The sequence below is a fragment of the Corallococcus sp. 4LFB genome (assembly GCF_046520365.1).
GTDB lineage: Bacteria > Myxococcota > Myxococcia > Myxococcales > Myxococcaceae > Corallococcus > Corallococcus caeni.
Window position 1 is genome coordinate 1 of record NZ_JBKGHJ010000189.1, and the last position, 14,822, is coordinate 14,822.

Here is a 14,822-nt window from a genome sequence, read left to right on the forward strand (position 1 = left end):
CACCGCAGTCCTCCACGGAGCGGAACAGCCGCGTGTCCGACGCCAGCACGTCCGCCACCGCCCCATGCGGAGCCGCGCCCGGCGCCTGCGGCTGCGTGAAGGTGGACGCGACGGCCTCCGCCAGCGCGAGCGCCTCCAGGTGCGTGCCTTCGCGCACCGCCTGCCGCGCCTCGCGCGAGAAGTGCCCCACGCCCAGCAGCGCCACCACCAACCCGGGCAGCGCGATGCTCCACAAGAGCTTCCTGCCAATCGTCTCGGAACCGAGGGCCATGTGCGGGGCGCAGTGTGCTCCGCGCGCTCGCGTCCTGTCCGCGAGTGCCGGAGCGTTGAAAATTGTCAGGTGCATGACACGCCCTGTCAAACGTACTCATGTCGAAATATTGAACCTGGGGTGTTGTCCCTCCGCATGTTCCTGTTTTCAGGGGCTGTGCCCATGGCACGGTGGAGGCCCTTTCGAAGCCCACGCCCGGAGGTCCGCCCGGGGTCAGGAAGTCCGCCCATGTCCACACCCCGGTTCCTCACGTCCGCGCTGCTGCCGGTGCCGCACGGCTTCGCCACCCGCGCGGGTGGGGTGTCCGAGGGCCCCTTCGCGTCGCTGAACCTGGGCTTCTCCGTGGGGGACGAGCGCCCGCGCGTGGAGGAGAACCACCGCCGCCTGGCCCAGGCCGCGGGCGCGGAGCTGGGCGCGCTCTGCCGGGTGTCGCAGGTGCACGGCGACACGGTGCTGGAGGCGCGCGGCGAGGCGGACGCGGTGCTGCGCCCGACGCTGGGCGAGGCGGATGCCCTCTGGACGGAAGGGGAGGGGAGCTGGGTGGCCGTGGGCACGGCGGACTGCGTGCCGGTGCTGATCGTGGATCCGCGCGGCCGGCGCGTGGCGGCGGTGCACTCCGGCTGGAAGGGCACGGACCTGGAGATCAGCGCCCGCGCGGTGGAGGCGCTGGTGGCGCGAGGCAGCCGGCCGGAGCACCTGCTGGCGGCGGTGGGGCCCTGCATCCAGGCGTGCTGCTACGAGGTGTCGGCGGAGCTGGGCGACCGCTTCCGCGCGCGCTTCGGTCCGGACGTCGTCCGGGCGGGGGCCAGGCCGCACCTGGACCTGTCACTCGCGGTGAAGGCGTCGCTCCTGGGGGCGGGCCTGAAGCCGGGGCAGGTGGACGTGCTACAGGCCTGTACGGCGTGTGATCCGGACCGGTTCTTCTCCCACCGGCGGGACGCGGGACGCACCGGGCGTCACCTGAACTACGTGGTGCACCACTTCTAGCGGGGGGCGGTCCGGGTCGTTTTCTTGACGGTTTCCGACCGGCCTTCCTATCCTCGACCTGGAATCCCCTCCGTCCAGGCTCGTGCCGGTGCGTCCCTTCCTCTTCCGCCTGTTTGCCGCCGTCGCGCTGTCCGCGCCGACCGCCTGCGCCACCACCGCTGCTTCCCAGACGGAAGTGGGCCGGCTGGAGGCGGAGGTGCGGACGCTGCGCGCCGCCCAGGCGTCGCTGGTGGAGCGCCTGGAGCGCCTGGAGAACCGCGACGCCGTCTCCCGCGCCCGCTCCGTCTCCCCGGCCCCCACCGCGAGCACGAAGCCGGAGGCCGCCGCGTCGGAAGGCGGCGAGGCGCTGGGCCTGGCCCCGGCGGAGCTGACGGTGGTGCGGCTCAAGCCGAAGAAGGAACCCGCGCCGCGCATCAACACGGCGGTGGCGGTGACGGAGCCGGATCCGGATCAGATGGAGATGTTCATCTCCCCGGTGGAGGGCTCCTCGGGCTCGACGGGCTCCGTGGCGCCCGCTCGGATGGAGCTCCCGGAGAAGGATCCGGACATCCTCGACGCGGAGTACGAGCGCGCGGTGGCCATGCTGCGCACCGGCAACGTGGAGGGCGGCGTGGAGACGCTCACGCGCTTCGCGGCGGAGAACCCGCGCCACCCGCGCGCCGACAACGCCCTGTACTTCAGCGGCCTGGGCCAGATGGGGCTCAAGGACGCGGCCGGCGCGGCGAAGACGTTCGAAAAGCTCATCAAGAACTACCCCGCCGGGGACGCCGTCCAGGACGGCATGCTCCGGCTCGCGGAGTGCCGGGTGCGGCTGAACCAGGCCGTGGATGCCCGAGCCCTCTATACCCGCGTCGTCACCCAGTTCCCGGGGACGGCCGCCGCCACGCAGGCGGAGCAGCGGCTCGCCGCGCTCTCGCCTTGAGCCCTTTTGTGAAAGGACGTCGTCCGATGCGCTCCCGGATCCTCGCCACCCTGCTCGTGCCCCTCACCGTCGCGCCGGCATGGACGGCTTTCGCCCAGGACGCGCAGGAGGAGGAACCCCAGCCCGCCTCCACGGAGACGGAAGGGCAGGACATCTCCGACGACACGGAGCAGCGGCCCACCTCCGTCACGCTCCCGCCCGGCGCCCCGCAGGGCCGTGAGAGCGCGCCCGGCCAGGTGCACACCGTGGAGACCGGCGACACGCTGTGGGACCTGTCCCAGCGCTACCTGGGCAGCCCCTGGTACTGGCCCAAGGTCTGGTCCTACAACCCGCAGATCGCCAACCCGCACTGGATCTACCCGGGCAACAACGTGAAGTTCTTCCCCGGCGGCGAGGAGGTCCCCGCGCGCGTGGAAGGGGGCGACCTGCCCTCCGACGACGTGGCGGCGCCCACGGACGTGAGCGGCGGCAGCCTGGTGTCGGTGGTGGGGAAGATTGGCTACGACCCCGCCAACGCGCGCCCGGTGACGACCAAGGGCTTCGTGACGACGCGCGAACTGGACGAGGCGGGCCGCATCGACGGCTCCGCCTCCGAGGCGCTGATGCTCTCCGCCCCGGACAAGGTCTACCTGACCTTCAAGAAGCGCGGCGCCGCCAAGGTGGGCGACCGCTACGTCATCTTCCACACCGTGGAAGAGGTGAAGCACCCGGTGACGCACGCGCGCACGGGCTACCTCACGGAGCTCTTGGGCACGGTGCAGGTCGTCGCCATCAACGACGACGTGGTGACCGCGCGCATCACGGAGACGTGGGACCCCATCTCCCGCGGCGACCTGGTGGGCCCCTCCAGCGAGAAGCTGTCGGAGCGCGTCGCCCCCAAGCCCAACAGCAAGGAGATCCCCGGCTACGTGCTCACGCCGATGACGCCGGGCCAGACGCTGCTGGGCGAGCACCACTTCGTCGTCGTGGACCGCGGCACCGCGGACGGCGTGCAGGTGGGCAACACCTTCACCATCGAGCGCCGCGGCGACCCCAGCCTGGATGTGCTCGGCCGCAGCGACTACAAGATGGGCGACGCGGGCAAGGGCAAGAAGTCCTACCCGTGGGAGGCCGTGGCCCAGTGCATGGTCACGGAAGTGCGTGAGCGCACCTCCAACTGCCTGCTGACCCGCTCCATGGTGGAGGTCTCCGCCGGCGACCGCGCCACCATGCGCAAGGACGGAACGCCCACCGCCAGCCGCTAGTCCGAAGGCGGCCAACGGCAGGAATGCTGCATTCCGGCCCGCCCGGGAAGGGCGGGTCGCTTGACCCCCGAAGTTCCGGTGTTATGTGTCACGCCCCTCCCGGGACCACCTCTATATAGGTGGGAAACAGGCGGGGACGGCATGGCGGACACAGAGACGGACATCAACCCACCCTGGGAAGAGCAGCGCGCCACCCTGGCGCTCTGGGCCATTGCTGGCCTGGGGCCCCGGACGTTGGCCGCCGTGCGCGCGTTCGCCGGTGGGGCGCTGTCCCGGCTCGCGTCCACGCCCGTGCGGGACTGGGTGTCCGACGTGCCGGTGCCCGCCACCGTCCGCCAGCGGCTGGCCGCCGTCGCGTCGCTGGACTCCCTGGCGTCCCGGACGGAGGAGGCGTGTGCCAGGGCGGGCCTCCAGGTGGCCTTCGCGGGCACGCCGGCCTATCCCGCCCGGCTGGTGGGGGTGGAGGACGCGCCGCCGCTGCTGTTCCACCTGGGAACCCCGGGCCTCCCCGGCGCAGGCTGGCCATGGTGGGCAGCCGCCATCCGGAGCAGGGCTTCCTCCCCTTCGCGCGCACCTTCGCCCGGAGGGTGGCGGAGGCCGGGGTGGGGGTGGTGTCAGGCGCGGCGGAGGGCGTGGACCGGGCGTGCCACTGGGGCGCGCTGGACGTGGGCGCGGAGACGTGGGCCTTCCTGGGCTCCGCGCTGGACGCGCTGGACCCCGCCCAGGCCCGGCTCCTGCCGCACTTCCTGGAGCGGGGCGGGGTGTACTTCAGCGAGCTGCCGCCCGGCGTCCGGGCGAGCACGACGACCTTCCCCCGGCGCAACCGCCTCATCGCTGGCGCGTCGGATGCGGTGCTGGTGATGCGGGCCGGGTTGGAGTCCGGCAGCCTCTACACGGCGGAAGCCGCGCGGGTGCAGGGCCGGCCGGTGTTCGCGCTGCCCGGGGACGTCTGGCAGCCGGCCGCGGCGGGCTGCAACGCCCTGCTGGCGGACGGGCGGGCCCGCGCATGCACGTCCGCTGAGACGATCTGCGCGGTGGTGGGCGTTCATCCCGTCCGTGCGGTGCCAGCGGGGCGGGATCCGGGGTGGTGGGAGGCGCTGTCGGCGGAAGCGCGCGGGGCCTACGGGCTGTTGGACCGGGCTCCCCGCTCGTTCGACGAGGTGCTCGCCGCGAGCCCGCTGTCGCCCGCGGCGCTCACGAGCGCCCTGGTGGAGTTGGAATTGTCGGGGCTGGTGGTCCAGCACCCGGGTAAACGGTACGAGAAGGTCTAGAGGCAGTTCGAGGTAGGAGAGCCATGGCCACGCGGAAGAAGACACAAGCGGCGCAGACGGAGGCGGCGGCGGGGGAGGAGACGCCCAAGAAGGCGGCCGCGAAGAAGCCGGCGGCCAAGAAGGCGGCCAAGAAGAAGACGGCGGCCAAGAAGACCACCGCCAAGAAGAAGACGGCGGCCCGCCGCCGGGGCGCGGACGGCGACGAACTGCCCACCGTGGACGCGGACGCGGAGGCCGAAGAAGAAGTGCCCGAGCGTCGTGGCAAGGGCCCGCACTACCTGGTGGTGGTGGAGTCTCCCGCCAAGGCCAAGACCATCAAGAAGTACCTGGGCACCGGCTACACGGTGAAGGCGTCCGTGGGGCACGTGAAGGACCTGCCCAAGAGCAAGATTGGCGTCGACGTGGAGGACGACTTCAAGCCCGAGTACACGGTCATCAAGGGCAAGGAGAAGGTCCTCAACGAGCTGAAGAAGATGGCCAAGACGGTGGACCGCGTCTTCCTGGCGACGGACCCCGACCGCGAGGGCGAGGCCATCGCCTGGCACATCAAGGAGGAGCTGGGTCACCCGGACTCGCTCCGCGTGACGTTCAACGAAATCACCAAGCGCGCCGTGCAGGACGCCATCGCGCAGCCGCGTGAGCTCAACCAGGACAACTACGACTCGCAGCAGACCCGCCGCATCCTCGACCGGCTCGTCGGCTATCAAATCTCGCCGCTGCTCTGGAAGAAGATCCGCCGGGGCCTGTCCGCCGGCCGCGTGCAGTCCGTCGCGGTGCGCCTGATTGTCGAGCGCGAGGCGGAGATCAAGGCCTTCCAGCCGGAAGAGTACTGGACGCTGGACGCGCTGGTGCAGGGCCCGCAGGGGCCGCCGCCCTTCAAGGCGAAGCTGTCCCGCGTGGACGGCAAGAAGGTGGAGCTCAAGGACCGCGCCACCACGGACGGGCTCGTCGCGGAGCTGAAGGACGCCCCCTTCACCGTGACGAAGGTGGACCGCAAGGAGCGCCGCCGCAACGCGCCCGCGCCCTTCATCACCTCCAAGCTCCAGCAGGAGGCGGCGAACCGGCTGCACTTCACCGCCAAGAAGACGATGACGCTGGCGCAGAAGCTGTACGAAGGCGTGCCGCTGGGTGAAGAGGGCCAGACGGCGCTCATCACGTACATGCGCACGGACTCCACGCGTCTGTCCGACGACGCCGTGACGCAGGTGCGCGAGTTCATTGGCCAGAAGTACGGCGCGGACTACCTGCCGCCGGAGCCCATGGTCTACAAGAGCCGCAAGAGCGCCCAGGACGCCCACGAGGCCATCCGGCCCACGTCCCTGGAGTACCCGCCCGAGCGCGTGCGTCCCTTCTTCGACGCCATGGACGAGCTGGACATGTTCCGGCTCTACGAGCTCATCTGGAACCGCTTCGTCGCGTGCCAGATGAAGCCCGCCGTCTATGATCAGACGGCCGCGGACATCACCGCGGGCCGCGCCACCTTCCGCGCGTCCGGCAGCACCCTGAAGTTCCCCGGCTACCTGGGCGTCTACGGCGCCGGCCTCACGCCGGAAGAGGAGTCCGAGCGCGACAAGGCCAAGGCCGCCGGCGAGGAGGGCGTAGAGGACGTGGTGGGCGAGCTGCCCCCGCTCAACGAGGGCGAGGTCCTCACGCTGGACAAGCTGCTCAACGAGCAGCACTTCACCCAGCCGCCCCCGCGCTTCAGCGAGGCCACGCTGGTGAAGGAGCTGGAGGAGCGCGGCATCGGGCGTCCGTCCACGTACGCGGCCATCCTCTCCAACATCCAGGACAAGAAGTACGTGGAGAAGCTGGAGAGCCGCTTCCGTCCCACCGACCTGGGCCAGATGACCAACGAGCTCCTGGTGAAGCACTTCCCCCATGAGCTGGACGTGTCGTTCACGGCCAGCATGGAGGAGAAGCTGGACCAGATCTCCGACGGCGGCGCGTCCTGGAAGACGGTGCTGCACGACTTCTACGGGCCCTTCAAGGAGACCCTGGAGAAGGCCGAAGCGGAGATGCGCGACGTCAAGCGCGAGGAGATCAAGACCGACATCGCCTGCGAGAAGTGCGGCAACCCGTTCGTCATCAAGTTCGGGAAGATGGGCCACTTCCTCGCGTGCTCGAACTACCCCGACTGCAAGAACACCAAGGACTTCAAGCGGGACGCGGAAGGGAAGATCGTCATCGTGGAGGAGGAGACCACGGACGAGAAGTGCGAGAAGTGCGCCAAGCCCATGGTGATCAAGCGCGGCCGCTTCGGGCGCTTCATGGCGTGCTCGGGCTACCCGGACTGCAAGACGTCCAAGCCCATCTCCATCGGCGTCAACTGCCCGGAGTGCAAGGTGGGCTACCTCACCGAGCGCCGCAGCGGCCGCGGGAAGATCTTCTTCGGCTGCAACCGGTATCCGGAGTGCAAGTTCGCCGCGTGGGACCGGCCGCTGGCGGAAGCCTGCCCGCAGTGCGCGTCGCCCTACCTCCTGCAGAAGTTCTCCAAGCGGGACGGCGCCTACATCGCCTGCCCGAACAAGGAATGCGACTACCGCCGCGAGGTGGTGGAGCCAGCCATTCCGGGGGCTTCCGTGGAGGCCGCGCCTGCCCCCACGCCCACCGTGGAAGCCTGAGCGCAAAAGCCCAGTCATTCCAGGGGGGTACGCCCGGCCCCCTGGCTTGACACCCTCGCGGGCGAAGTCCTAGAAGTCCGGATTGCTCCTGGCCCGTGATCGCAGCCTCCTGCCCGTCAAGCGGCAGGGGTGCGCGCGGGGGGCAGCGAAAGGACGCGATCCGCGATGATTCCCTCTGTCAGTGAGTTGCTGCGCGTGGTGGTGGCCGAGGCCGCCCCCGCCGCGGCGGGCCATGCTTCTTCCGGAGGCCTGGGGGACTTCATCGTCGGCGCGTTCAAGGCCGGCGGCCCGTTCATGTTCGTGAACCTGTTCTGGCTGGCGGCCTCGCTGGCCGTCATCGGCGAGCGCGCGGTGACGCTGCTCTACCGCTACCGCCTGAACGCGACGGCGTTCATCGAACAGGTCCACAAGATGGTCCGCGGCGGCAACCTGGACCGCGCGGTGAAGTTCTGCGGCATGGCGCCGCGCTCGCCCCTGGCCCGCGTCATCCGCGCGGGGCTCATCAACGCGAACCGGGGTGAGCTGGAGGTGGCCAAGGCGGTGGAGGAGGCGCTGGCGGAGTACACGCCGCACGTCTCGCGCCGGGTGCAGTGGCTGTGGTCGCTCGCGAACATCGCGACGCTGGTGGGCCTGGTGGGCACCATCGTGGGCCTCATCGGCACCTTCCGCGCGCTGGGCAACGTGCCGGCGGAGCAGAAGCAGGCGCTGCTCTCCAACGGCATCTCGGAGGCCATGTACAACACGGGCTTCGGCCTCTCCATCGCGGTGCTCTGCATCGTGGCGCACCTGTTCTTCAGCAACTACGCCAAGAACATGGTGGAGCTGGTGGAGCTCAACGCGCTGAAGCTGGAAAACCTCCTGTCGCGCCGGGGCTCGCTGGAAGTCGTCCCCACGGACTCCGACGTCCGCGCCGCGTCGTAGGCCGCCGCACGGCACCGGACACGCCATGGCGTTCCACTATTCGCGCCGCAAGCTGAAGCCGAGGGAAGAGGAAGAGGGGGGCGAGCTGAACATCGTCCCGTACCTCGACATCCTCATGAACCTCATCATCTTCATGCTGCTGTCCATCACCGGGCTCACCGCCTTCGGCGCCCTCAACGTGAACGCGCCCAGCTACGGCGCCGCCGCGAGCGTGGGGCAGGGGGACGCGGACGCGCCCAAGCTGAACCTGTCCGTGCTCATCTCCCACAAGGGGCTCTTCGTCCGGGGCAACAGCCCGGAGGCCGCGCCCGCGGAGGGTGGGGCGCCCACGGTGCCCGTGCGCGCGGACGGCACGCACGACTTCGCGGCGCTCACCGCGCGGATGGTGAAGCTCAAGGCCGCCTTCCCGCAGGAGACGAAGGTCATCGTCGCGGCGGATCCGGACATCCCCTACGAGGCGCTGATCCAGACGATGGACGCCCTGCGTGAGACGGCGGGCACCGCCGCCGAGCGCAAGCTGCTCTTCCCCGACGTCACCCTGGGCGTCCTCTAGCCATGTCCGAGACCGCGCCCCTGTCCGCCGAAGAAGCCGAGCAGCTCGCGCGCATGCGCTACCGCCGGGCCCTCACGCGCAAGAAGCGCAAGGAGCGCGAGGCCGCCAGCGAGGTGAAGGAGCTCAACATCACCGCGATGATGGACATGATGACCATCATCCTGGTGTTCCTCCTGAAGTCCTTCGCGTCGTCCTCCGCGGCCATCACCGCGTCCGAGGACGTCCGGCCGCCGGTGTCCTCCACGCGCGCCACGCCCAAGGACACGGTGGCCATCACCATCACCCCCAAGAACATCCTGGTGGGTGACCGGGAGGTCGTGCGGCTGAAGGACGGCCGCATCCCGGAGGCCCAGCTCCAGGGCCGCCTGGTGCTGGGGCTGGACGCGCAGCTGAAGAAGGAAGTCTCGAAGCTCAAGTTCATCGCGGAGCGCAACCCGGCGGCCCCCTTCAGCCACGAGCTGTCGGTCATCGCGGACAAGATGGTCCCGTACGACCTGCTGCTCACGGTGCTCTACACGGCGGGCGAGAACGAGCTGCAGAACTACCGCTTCATCGTGCTCCAGCGCGACAGCGAGTAGCCGCCGGACGCACGACTCCCCCGCGCGGGATGGAGGCACGGGGGAGCGCTTGCACGGCTTCGCTAGAGGGACAGGCTGCCCACGTGGCGCGCGGCCTCTCGCGTCTCCTGCTCGTGGATGGCGGCGTCCTCCTCGCAGCGGATGGCGAAGGGCATGGCCTCCAGCCGGTCCAGCGAGATTTCATTGCCGCAGTCCACGCACTCGCCGAACACGTCGTTGTCCATGCGGCTGAGCGCGGCGTCAATCAGCATGATCTCCCGGCGCTGCGCCTCAATCAGCGTGGACAGCGTGTAGTCCGCCAGCTCCGCCTGCGCCTGCTCCTCGTATTCGGGGTCTCGCTCCTGGTCCTTCAGCGCGGCCAGCTCGCGGCGGGCGCCCGCTTGGGCGGTCTCGGTGGTCCTGCGACGCTCCTGCAGCAGGCTCCGGATCTTCAGCAAGTCGTCGGTTCGGCTCATGGCTGCGTCACTCCCATCCCAGAATCGCGGTTGAAGGGCGCTCGCCCGGACGCTTCCCCGTCCCGAGCGAAGACCGCGAGAAACCTAGGGTTGGATCCCAGGTGGGGAAACCTCGCCTCCCGTTCCGCACGCATGGTGGGACGTAGGGCAGGCGGGCGGACGTGAAAGGGCGTGGTCTCTCTGCTAACAGGGCCCTTTGGGCACCCGGTACGAGGGGGCCCGGAGGCATGCATGTCGGACGTGAAGCAGCAGCGGGTGACGGTGATTGGCGGCGGCCTGGCCGGGACGGAGTGCGCGTACCAGCTGGCGCGGCGCGGTGTGCCGGTGGTGCTGCGGGAGATGAAGCCGCACAAGCGCTCCCCCGCGCACAAGTCGGACACGCTCGCGGAGCTGGTGTGCAGCAACTCGCTGCGCTCGGACAACCCGGAGAGCGCCATTGGCCTCTTGCACGCGGAGCTGCGCGCGCTGGGCTCGCTGGTGCTCAGCAGCGCGGACCTGCACCGCGTGCCCGCGGGCGACGCGCTGGCGGTGGAGCGCGAGGGCTTCTCGCGTGAAATCACCACCCGGCTGGTGTCCGGCGCGGGCGTGGAGCTGGTGGGCGGTGAGGTGGAGCGGCTGCCCGAGGACGGCGTGGTGGTGGTGGCGACGGGGCCGCTGACGTCGGAGGCGCTCACGGCGGACCTGGAGCGCCACGTGGGCACGAAGCTCTACTTCTACGACTCCATCGCGCCCATCCTGTCCGGGGATCCATCGACATGGAGATCGCGTTCCGGCAGAGCCGCTACGGCAAGGGCGGCGGGGATGACTACCTCAACCTGCCCATGACGAAGGACGAGTATTACCGCTTCGTGAACGAGGTGAAGGCGGGCCAGAAGGTGGTGCCGCACAGCTTCGAGGAACCGAAGTACTTCGAAGGGTGTCTGCCCATTGAAGTGATGGCGGAGCGCGGCGACGACACGCTGGCCTACGGGCCCATGAAGCCGGTGGGGCTGAAGGACCCGCGCACGGGGACGGACCCGTACGCGGTGGTGCAGCTGCGCATGGAGGACCGCGCGGGCACGGCCTGGAACATGGTGGGCTTCCAGACGCGTCTGACGTGGGGTGAACAGAAGCGCATCTTCAGCACGTGCATCCCGGGCCTCCAGAATGCGGAGTTCCTGCGGATGGGGCAGATCCACCGCAACACGTTCATCGACTCGCCCCGCCTGCTGGCGGAGGACCTGTCGTTGAAGACGGAGCGGCGGGTGTTCTTCGCGGGACAGGTGACGGGCGTGGAGGGCTACGTGGAGAGCGCGGCGTGCGGCTACCTGGTGGCGCTGGCGGTGCACGCGCGCCTGACGGGCACCGCGTTCGTCGCGCCCCCGGCGACGACGGCGCTGGGTCGCTGTACCGGCACCTGACGGGGGAAGCGCACCCGCCGGATCATCCGCACCAGCCCACCAACGTCATCTACGGTTTGTTCCCGCCCCTGTCGGGGCGGATGAAGAAGGCGGACAAGCGCGCGGCCTACTCGGCGCGGGCGAAGCAGGACCTGGCGGCGTGGCTGCCACTCGCGGGCGTTGTCGCCCAGACGGAAGGACAGACGAGCGCATGAAGCGACCTGGGATGGTGGGCCTGGTGGGCCTTTTGGGCCTGGTGGCGTTGTCGGGATGCAAGAAGAGCGAGGACAACAGCGCGCCCTCCCAGCGCAGCGCCGCGCAGGGCGACACGGTCCGCAGCGCTGCGAAGGGCACCTCGGTGGTGGGCGGGCAGGGGCAGTTGCTCGCGGCGGGACGCGCGGCGGACCTGCGCCTGTCGCCGGACGGGCAGTACGCCACGTTCCTGCTCAACGGGCAGAAGCCCCGGCTGGACGGCATCCCACCGCAGATGCTGGTGGGGCAGCTGCACGTCGTGCCGGTGGCGGGCGGGAAGGCGCGCGCGCTGGGGGACGGCGTGACGAACGTGCCGGGCAGCCTGCTGTTCTCCCAGGACTCGAAGCACCTCCTGTACGTGACGGGCTACAACCCGGCCTCGCAGTCCGGTGAGTTGAACGTGCTGCCGCTCGCGGACGCGGGCGCGGAGCCGGTGAAGCTGGGCACGGCGGTGAGCTACCTGCTGCCGTCCCCGGACGGGGTGAACGTGGCCTTCGTGGACGCGGGCACGCTGAAGCTGGGCAAGCTGCCGCAGGGGCCGTTCCAGGACGTGGCGGGCGAGGTGAGCACCGCGCAGTTCACGCCGGACGGCAAGACGCTGCTCTTCAAGCGCCGGCTGTCGGCCGCAGGCGGGCTGGCGGCGGTGACGGTGGGCTCCAACGAGCCGCCGCGCAAGCTGGCGGATCAGGTGGGCGACTACCAGGTGTCCTCCGACGGCAAGCACGTGGCCTACCAGGTGCGCAGCCAGGCCGTGCGCGGGATGTATGACCTGTTCCTCGCGGACGTGCCCGCGCTGAAGGGGACGAAGCTGGCGGTGGGCACGAAGAACTTCGGCTTCTCGCCGGATGGCCAGTGGCTGGCGCGCACGGAGAACGGCAAGCCGGAGCAACTGGGGGACCTGCACGTGGGCCCGGCGTCCGGAGGCGCGGGTCGCAAGGTCGGCGAGGCCGTGGAGGAGATGGCGTTCGCGCCGGACTCCAAGGCGGTGGCCTTCCTGGAGAAGTACGACCAGCCGTCGCGCGCGGGCTTCCTGGGCGTGGCGGCTCTGCCGGAGGGCGCGCCCAAGCGCGTGGGGGACCGGGTGCCCAACTTCGTGTGGGGCTCGGACAGCCGCTACGTGGCGTTCCTGTCGCGCTTCGTGAAGCCGGTGTTCTCCGTGGACCTGATGCTGTACGCGCTGGGCCAGGAGAAGGCGGAGAAGGTGCAGCCGGGCGTGTTCGGCTACGGCTTCGCGCCGGAGAACGCCGCGGTGGTGTTCCGCACCAACTGCATCCGCAACGGCCGCGCGTGCGACTTCAAGGCCATGGCGCTGGGCGAGAAGCAGGCCGAGGCGAAGACGTGGCTGCAGGGCATCTTCAGCTACAAGATTTCGGAGGACGGCGCCCGCGTGCTCGCGACGTACGCGCGCATGGACTCGGACACCTACGACGTGGCCGTCTACGACGTGAAGTCGGGCGCGCGCAAGACGCTCGACCAGGGCGTGCAGGTGCCCGTGTACTTCGCGGGCAAGGACGACGCGCGGGCCGTCTACATCATCAGCCAGGGGCAGAACCCCGGCGTCTACAGCGCCGTCGCCGCCGCGCAGTAGGGGCTGACCCAGGGAGGGGAGGGCCGCCAGGGCCTTCCTTCCCGGGCGCGCCCGCACGTTGAGGCGTGCACGCCCGGACGGGGTGTGCTGTCTTCGCGCGCCGAATGGCACAGCTCGTCTATCGCCGCTACGGCGGCTCGCTCCAGGTCGACATCCCCGACTTCAACACCCTCACCGAAGCGGTGAGGATTCCCGCGACGCAGTGGATGGCGCTCGCGTGCCCCATGGAGGGCATCGCGTGTGATCCGCGCTTCCTGTCGCTGCTGGACGCGGACGGCAACCGCCGCATCCGCGTGGAGGAGCTGCGCGCCGCGGTGGACTGGACGGCGGCGCGGCTGAAGGACCGCAAGGGCGCGGACGCGGGCAGCGACGTGCTGGAGCTGTCAGCGCTCTCGACACGGCGAACAACCTCAGGGGCGCGGCGGAGCTGGTGCTGCGCACGCTCGAAGCGCCGGACACCACGCGCCTGTCGCTGGAGCAGCTGCGCACCAGCGACAAGGCGCTGCGCGACGCGGGCAAGAACGGCGACGGCATCATCGCGCCGGTGTCGCTGCCGGAGCGGCTGCGGCCCCTGGCCCAGTCCATCATCGCGGCCTTCCCGCAGCGGACGAACCGCGCGGGCCTGGCGGGCGTGGACGTGGACCTGGTGAAGCGCTTCCGCGAGGAGCGCGCGGCGCTGCTCGCGCACCTGGGCGGCCGGGACGCGGCTTTCACCTGGGGCGCGGCGAGCCTGGAGCAGGCGAAGCGTGTCCACGACGTGGCGCCGCTCTTGGACGGCTACTTCGTGCAGTGCCGGCTGGTGGCCGCGCAGCCGGAGGCCGCCGCCAGCCTGCGCCTGCGCGCGGACCGCGTGGAGGGCGCGCTGGGCGACCTGGGCGCCATGGGCAAGGCCGCGAACGAGCTGCCCATCGCGCCGCCGGATCCGTCTGGCGTGCTGGTGTGGGCGCGGCTGTACCGCGGCGCCGGCTACGAGAAGCTGGAGGCCTTCCACCGGGAGGTGGCGACGCCGCTCCTGGGCGACGGCGTGAAGCTGACGGACACGGCCTGGCGCGAGCTGTCCGCGAAGGCGGAAGGAATCCTCGGCTGGCAGGGCAAGCGCGACGCGAGCGCGCTGCACGCGGTGGCGGACACGCTGGGCGCGGTGTCCGACGAGGACCTGGACGCGCTGGAGGCGGCGAGCCGCGAGGACCTGTCGCTCAAGCCCACGCTGGACGTCATCGCGGAGCTGGAGCGGCTGGTGCTGTACCAGCGCTGGCTGCTGCTGTTCTCCAACAACTTCATCAGCATGCCCAGCCTGTACCTGCCCAAGCGGCGGGCGCTGATGGAGAAGGGCACGCTCATCCTGGGCGGGCGCAAGTACACGCTGTCCGTGCTGGTGACGGACCGCGCGGCGCACGCGGCGCTGACGGGGCAGGGGACCACCTGCATCCTCTACGTGAAGGTGATGCCCCGGGACGCGACGGAGGCCTACGAGGTGGCGGTGCCCGTCACCGCCGGCCGCAGCACGGAGCTCGTCGTGGGCAAGCGCGGCGTGTTCTACGACGTGGACGGCAAGGAGAGCGACGCCATCGTCACGCAGCTCGTCCGCCAGCCCGTGTCGCTCTGGGAGTCCATGACGATGCCGTTCATGCGCATCGGCGCCTTCATCACCAGCAAGGTGGAGGGGCTGGCCGCCTCCGGTGAGAAGGACTTCGATGCCTCGCTGGAGTCCGGCTACAAGCAGACGGTGACCGCGCCTCGGCCCCCGGCTGGCTGCGGCGGCGGCCGCGCCCGGAGCGGC

Annotated in this window: 10 protein-coding genes and 3 pseudogenes; 11 read left to right on the plus strand and 2 right to left on the minus strand. The window is 70.4% G+C overall.

All coding sequences use genetic code 11. The features are described 5' to 3' along the window. Positions 1 to 271, minus strand: a pseudogene (locus ACLEQD_RS20845) (diguanylate cyclase); the annotation flags it as partial. A gap of 228 nt (positions 272 to 499) precedes the next feature. Here ACLEQD_RS20845 and pgeF point away from each other — a divergent pair. The 8 genes from pgeF (at position 500) to ACLEQD_RS20885 (ending at position 9,368) form a co-directional block, all read left to right on the plus strand. Beyond that, the gene (gene pgeF, locus ACLEQD_RS20850; RefSeq protein ID WP_410386042.1) at positions 500 to 1,258 is read left to right on the plus strand and encodes a peptidoglycan editing factor PgeF; all 759 of its coding nucleotides are present in this window, start codon (positions 500 to 502) and stop codon (positions 1,256 to 1,258) included. A gap of 82 nt (positions 1,259 to 1,340) precedes the next feature. Then, positions 1,341 to 2,180: a tetratricopeptide repeat protein gene (locus tag ACLEQD_RS20855; protein ID WP_410386044.1), complete on the plus strand. Its 840-nt coding sequence runs from the start codon at positions 1,341 to 1,343 to the stop codon at positions 2,178 to 2,180. A 26-nt stretch (positions 2,181 to 2,206) separates the two neighbouring features. Continuing rightward, positions 2,207 to 3,424 (plus strand): LysM peptidoglycan-binding domain-containing protein, encoded by a 1,218-nt coding sequence (locus ACLEQD_RS20860; RefSeq protein WP_410386046.1) that lies wholly within the window; start codon positions 2,207 to 2,209, stop codon positions 3,422 to 3,424. A gap of 524 nt (positions 3,425 to 3,948) precedes the next feature. Next, on the plus strand, positions 3,949 to 4,695 hold the full coding sequence (locus ACLEQD_RS20865) for a DNA-processing protein DprA (protein ID WP_410386048.1): 747 nt from the start codon (positions 3,949 to 3,951) through the stop codon (positions 4,693 to 4,695). A 23-nt stretch (positions 4,696 to 4,718) separates the two neighbouring features. Continuing rightward, entirely contained in the window at positions 4,719 to 7,316 is a 2,598-nt protein-coding gene (gene topA, locus ACLEQD_RS20870) for a type I DNA topoisomerase (protein WP_410386050.1), read from the plus strand. Between the two features lie 165 nt (positions 7,317 to 7,481). After that, positions 7,482 to 8,237: a MotA/TolQ/ExbB proton channel family protein gene (locus ACLEQD_RS20875; RefSeq protein ID WP_410386052.1), complete on the plus strand. Its 756-nt coding sequence runs from the start codon at positions 7,482 to 7,484 to the stop codon at positions 8,235 to 8,237. 25 nt (positions 8,238 to 8,262) lie between these two features. Continuing rightward, on the plus strand, positions 8,263 to 8,790 hold the full coding sequence (locus ACLEQD_RS20880; protein WP_410386054.1) for an ExbD/TolR family protein: 528 nt from the start codon (positions 8,263 to 8,265) through the stop codon (positions 8,788 to 8,790). Positions 8,791 to 8,792: 2 nt separating this feature from the next. After that, complete coding sequence (locus ACLEQD_RS20885; protein WP_410386056.1) at positions 8,793 to 9,368, plus strand: ExbD/TolR family protein; 576 nt, start codon at positions 8,793 to 8,795, stop codon at positions 9,366 to 9,368. Positions 9,369 to 9,430: 62 nt separating this feature from the next. Here ACLEQD_RS20885 and ACLEQD_RS20890 read toward each other — a convergent pair whose 3' ends face one another. Continuing rightward, complete coding sequence (locus tag ACLEQD_RS20890) at positions 9,431 to 9,823, minus strand: TraR/DksA family transcriptional regulator (RefSeq protein ID WP_410386057.1); 393 nt, start codon at positions 9,821 to 9,823, stop codon at positions 9,431 to 9,433. A 231-nt stretch (positions 9,824 to 10,054) separates the two neighbouring features. On the opposite strand from ACLEQD_RS20890, the pseudogene trmFO reads away from it, so the two are divergent. The 3 genes and pseudogenes from trmFO to ACLEQD_RS20905 form a co-directional block, all read left to right on the plus strand. Further along, positions 10,055 to 11,417, plus strand: a pseudogene (gene trmFO, locus ACLEQD_RS20895) (methylenetetrahydrofolate--tRNA-(uracil(54)-C(5))-methyltransferase (FADH(2)-oxidizing) TrmFO). Next, on the plus strand, positions 11,414 to 13,042 hold the full coding sequence (locus tag ACLEQD_RS20900) for a gliding motility protein (RefSeq protein ID WP_410386059.1): 1,629 nt from the start codon (positions 11,414 to 11,416) through the stop codon (positions 13,040 to 13,042). The pseudogene trmFO and the gene ACLEQD_RS20900 overlap by 4 nt, the downstream one beginning before the upstream one ends. 430 nt (positions 13,043 to 13,472) lie before the next feature. Further along, a pseudogene (locus ACLEQD_RS20905) lies at positions 13,473 to 14,822 on the plus strand (kinesin); the annotation flags it as partial.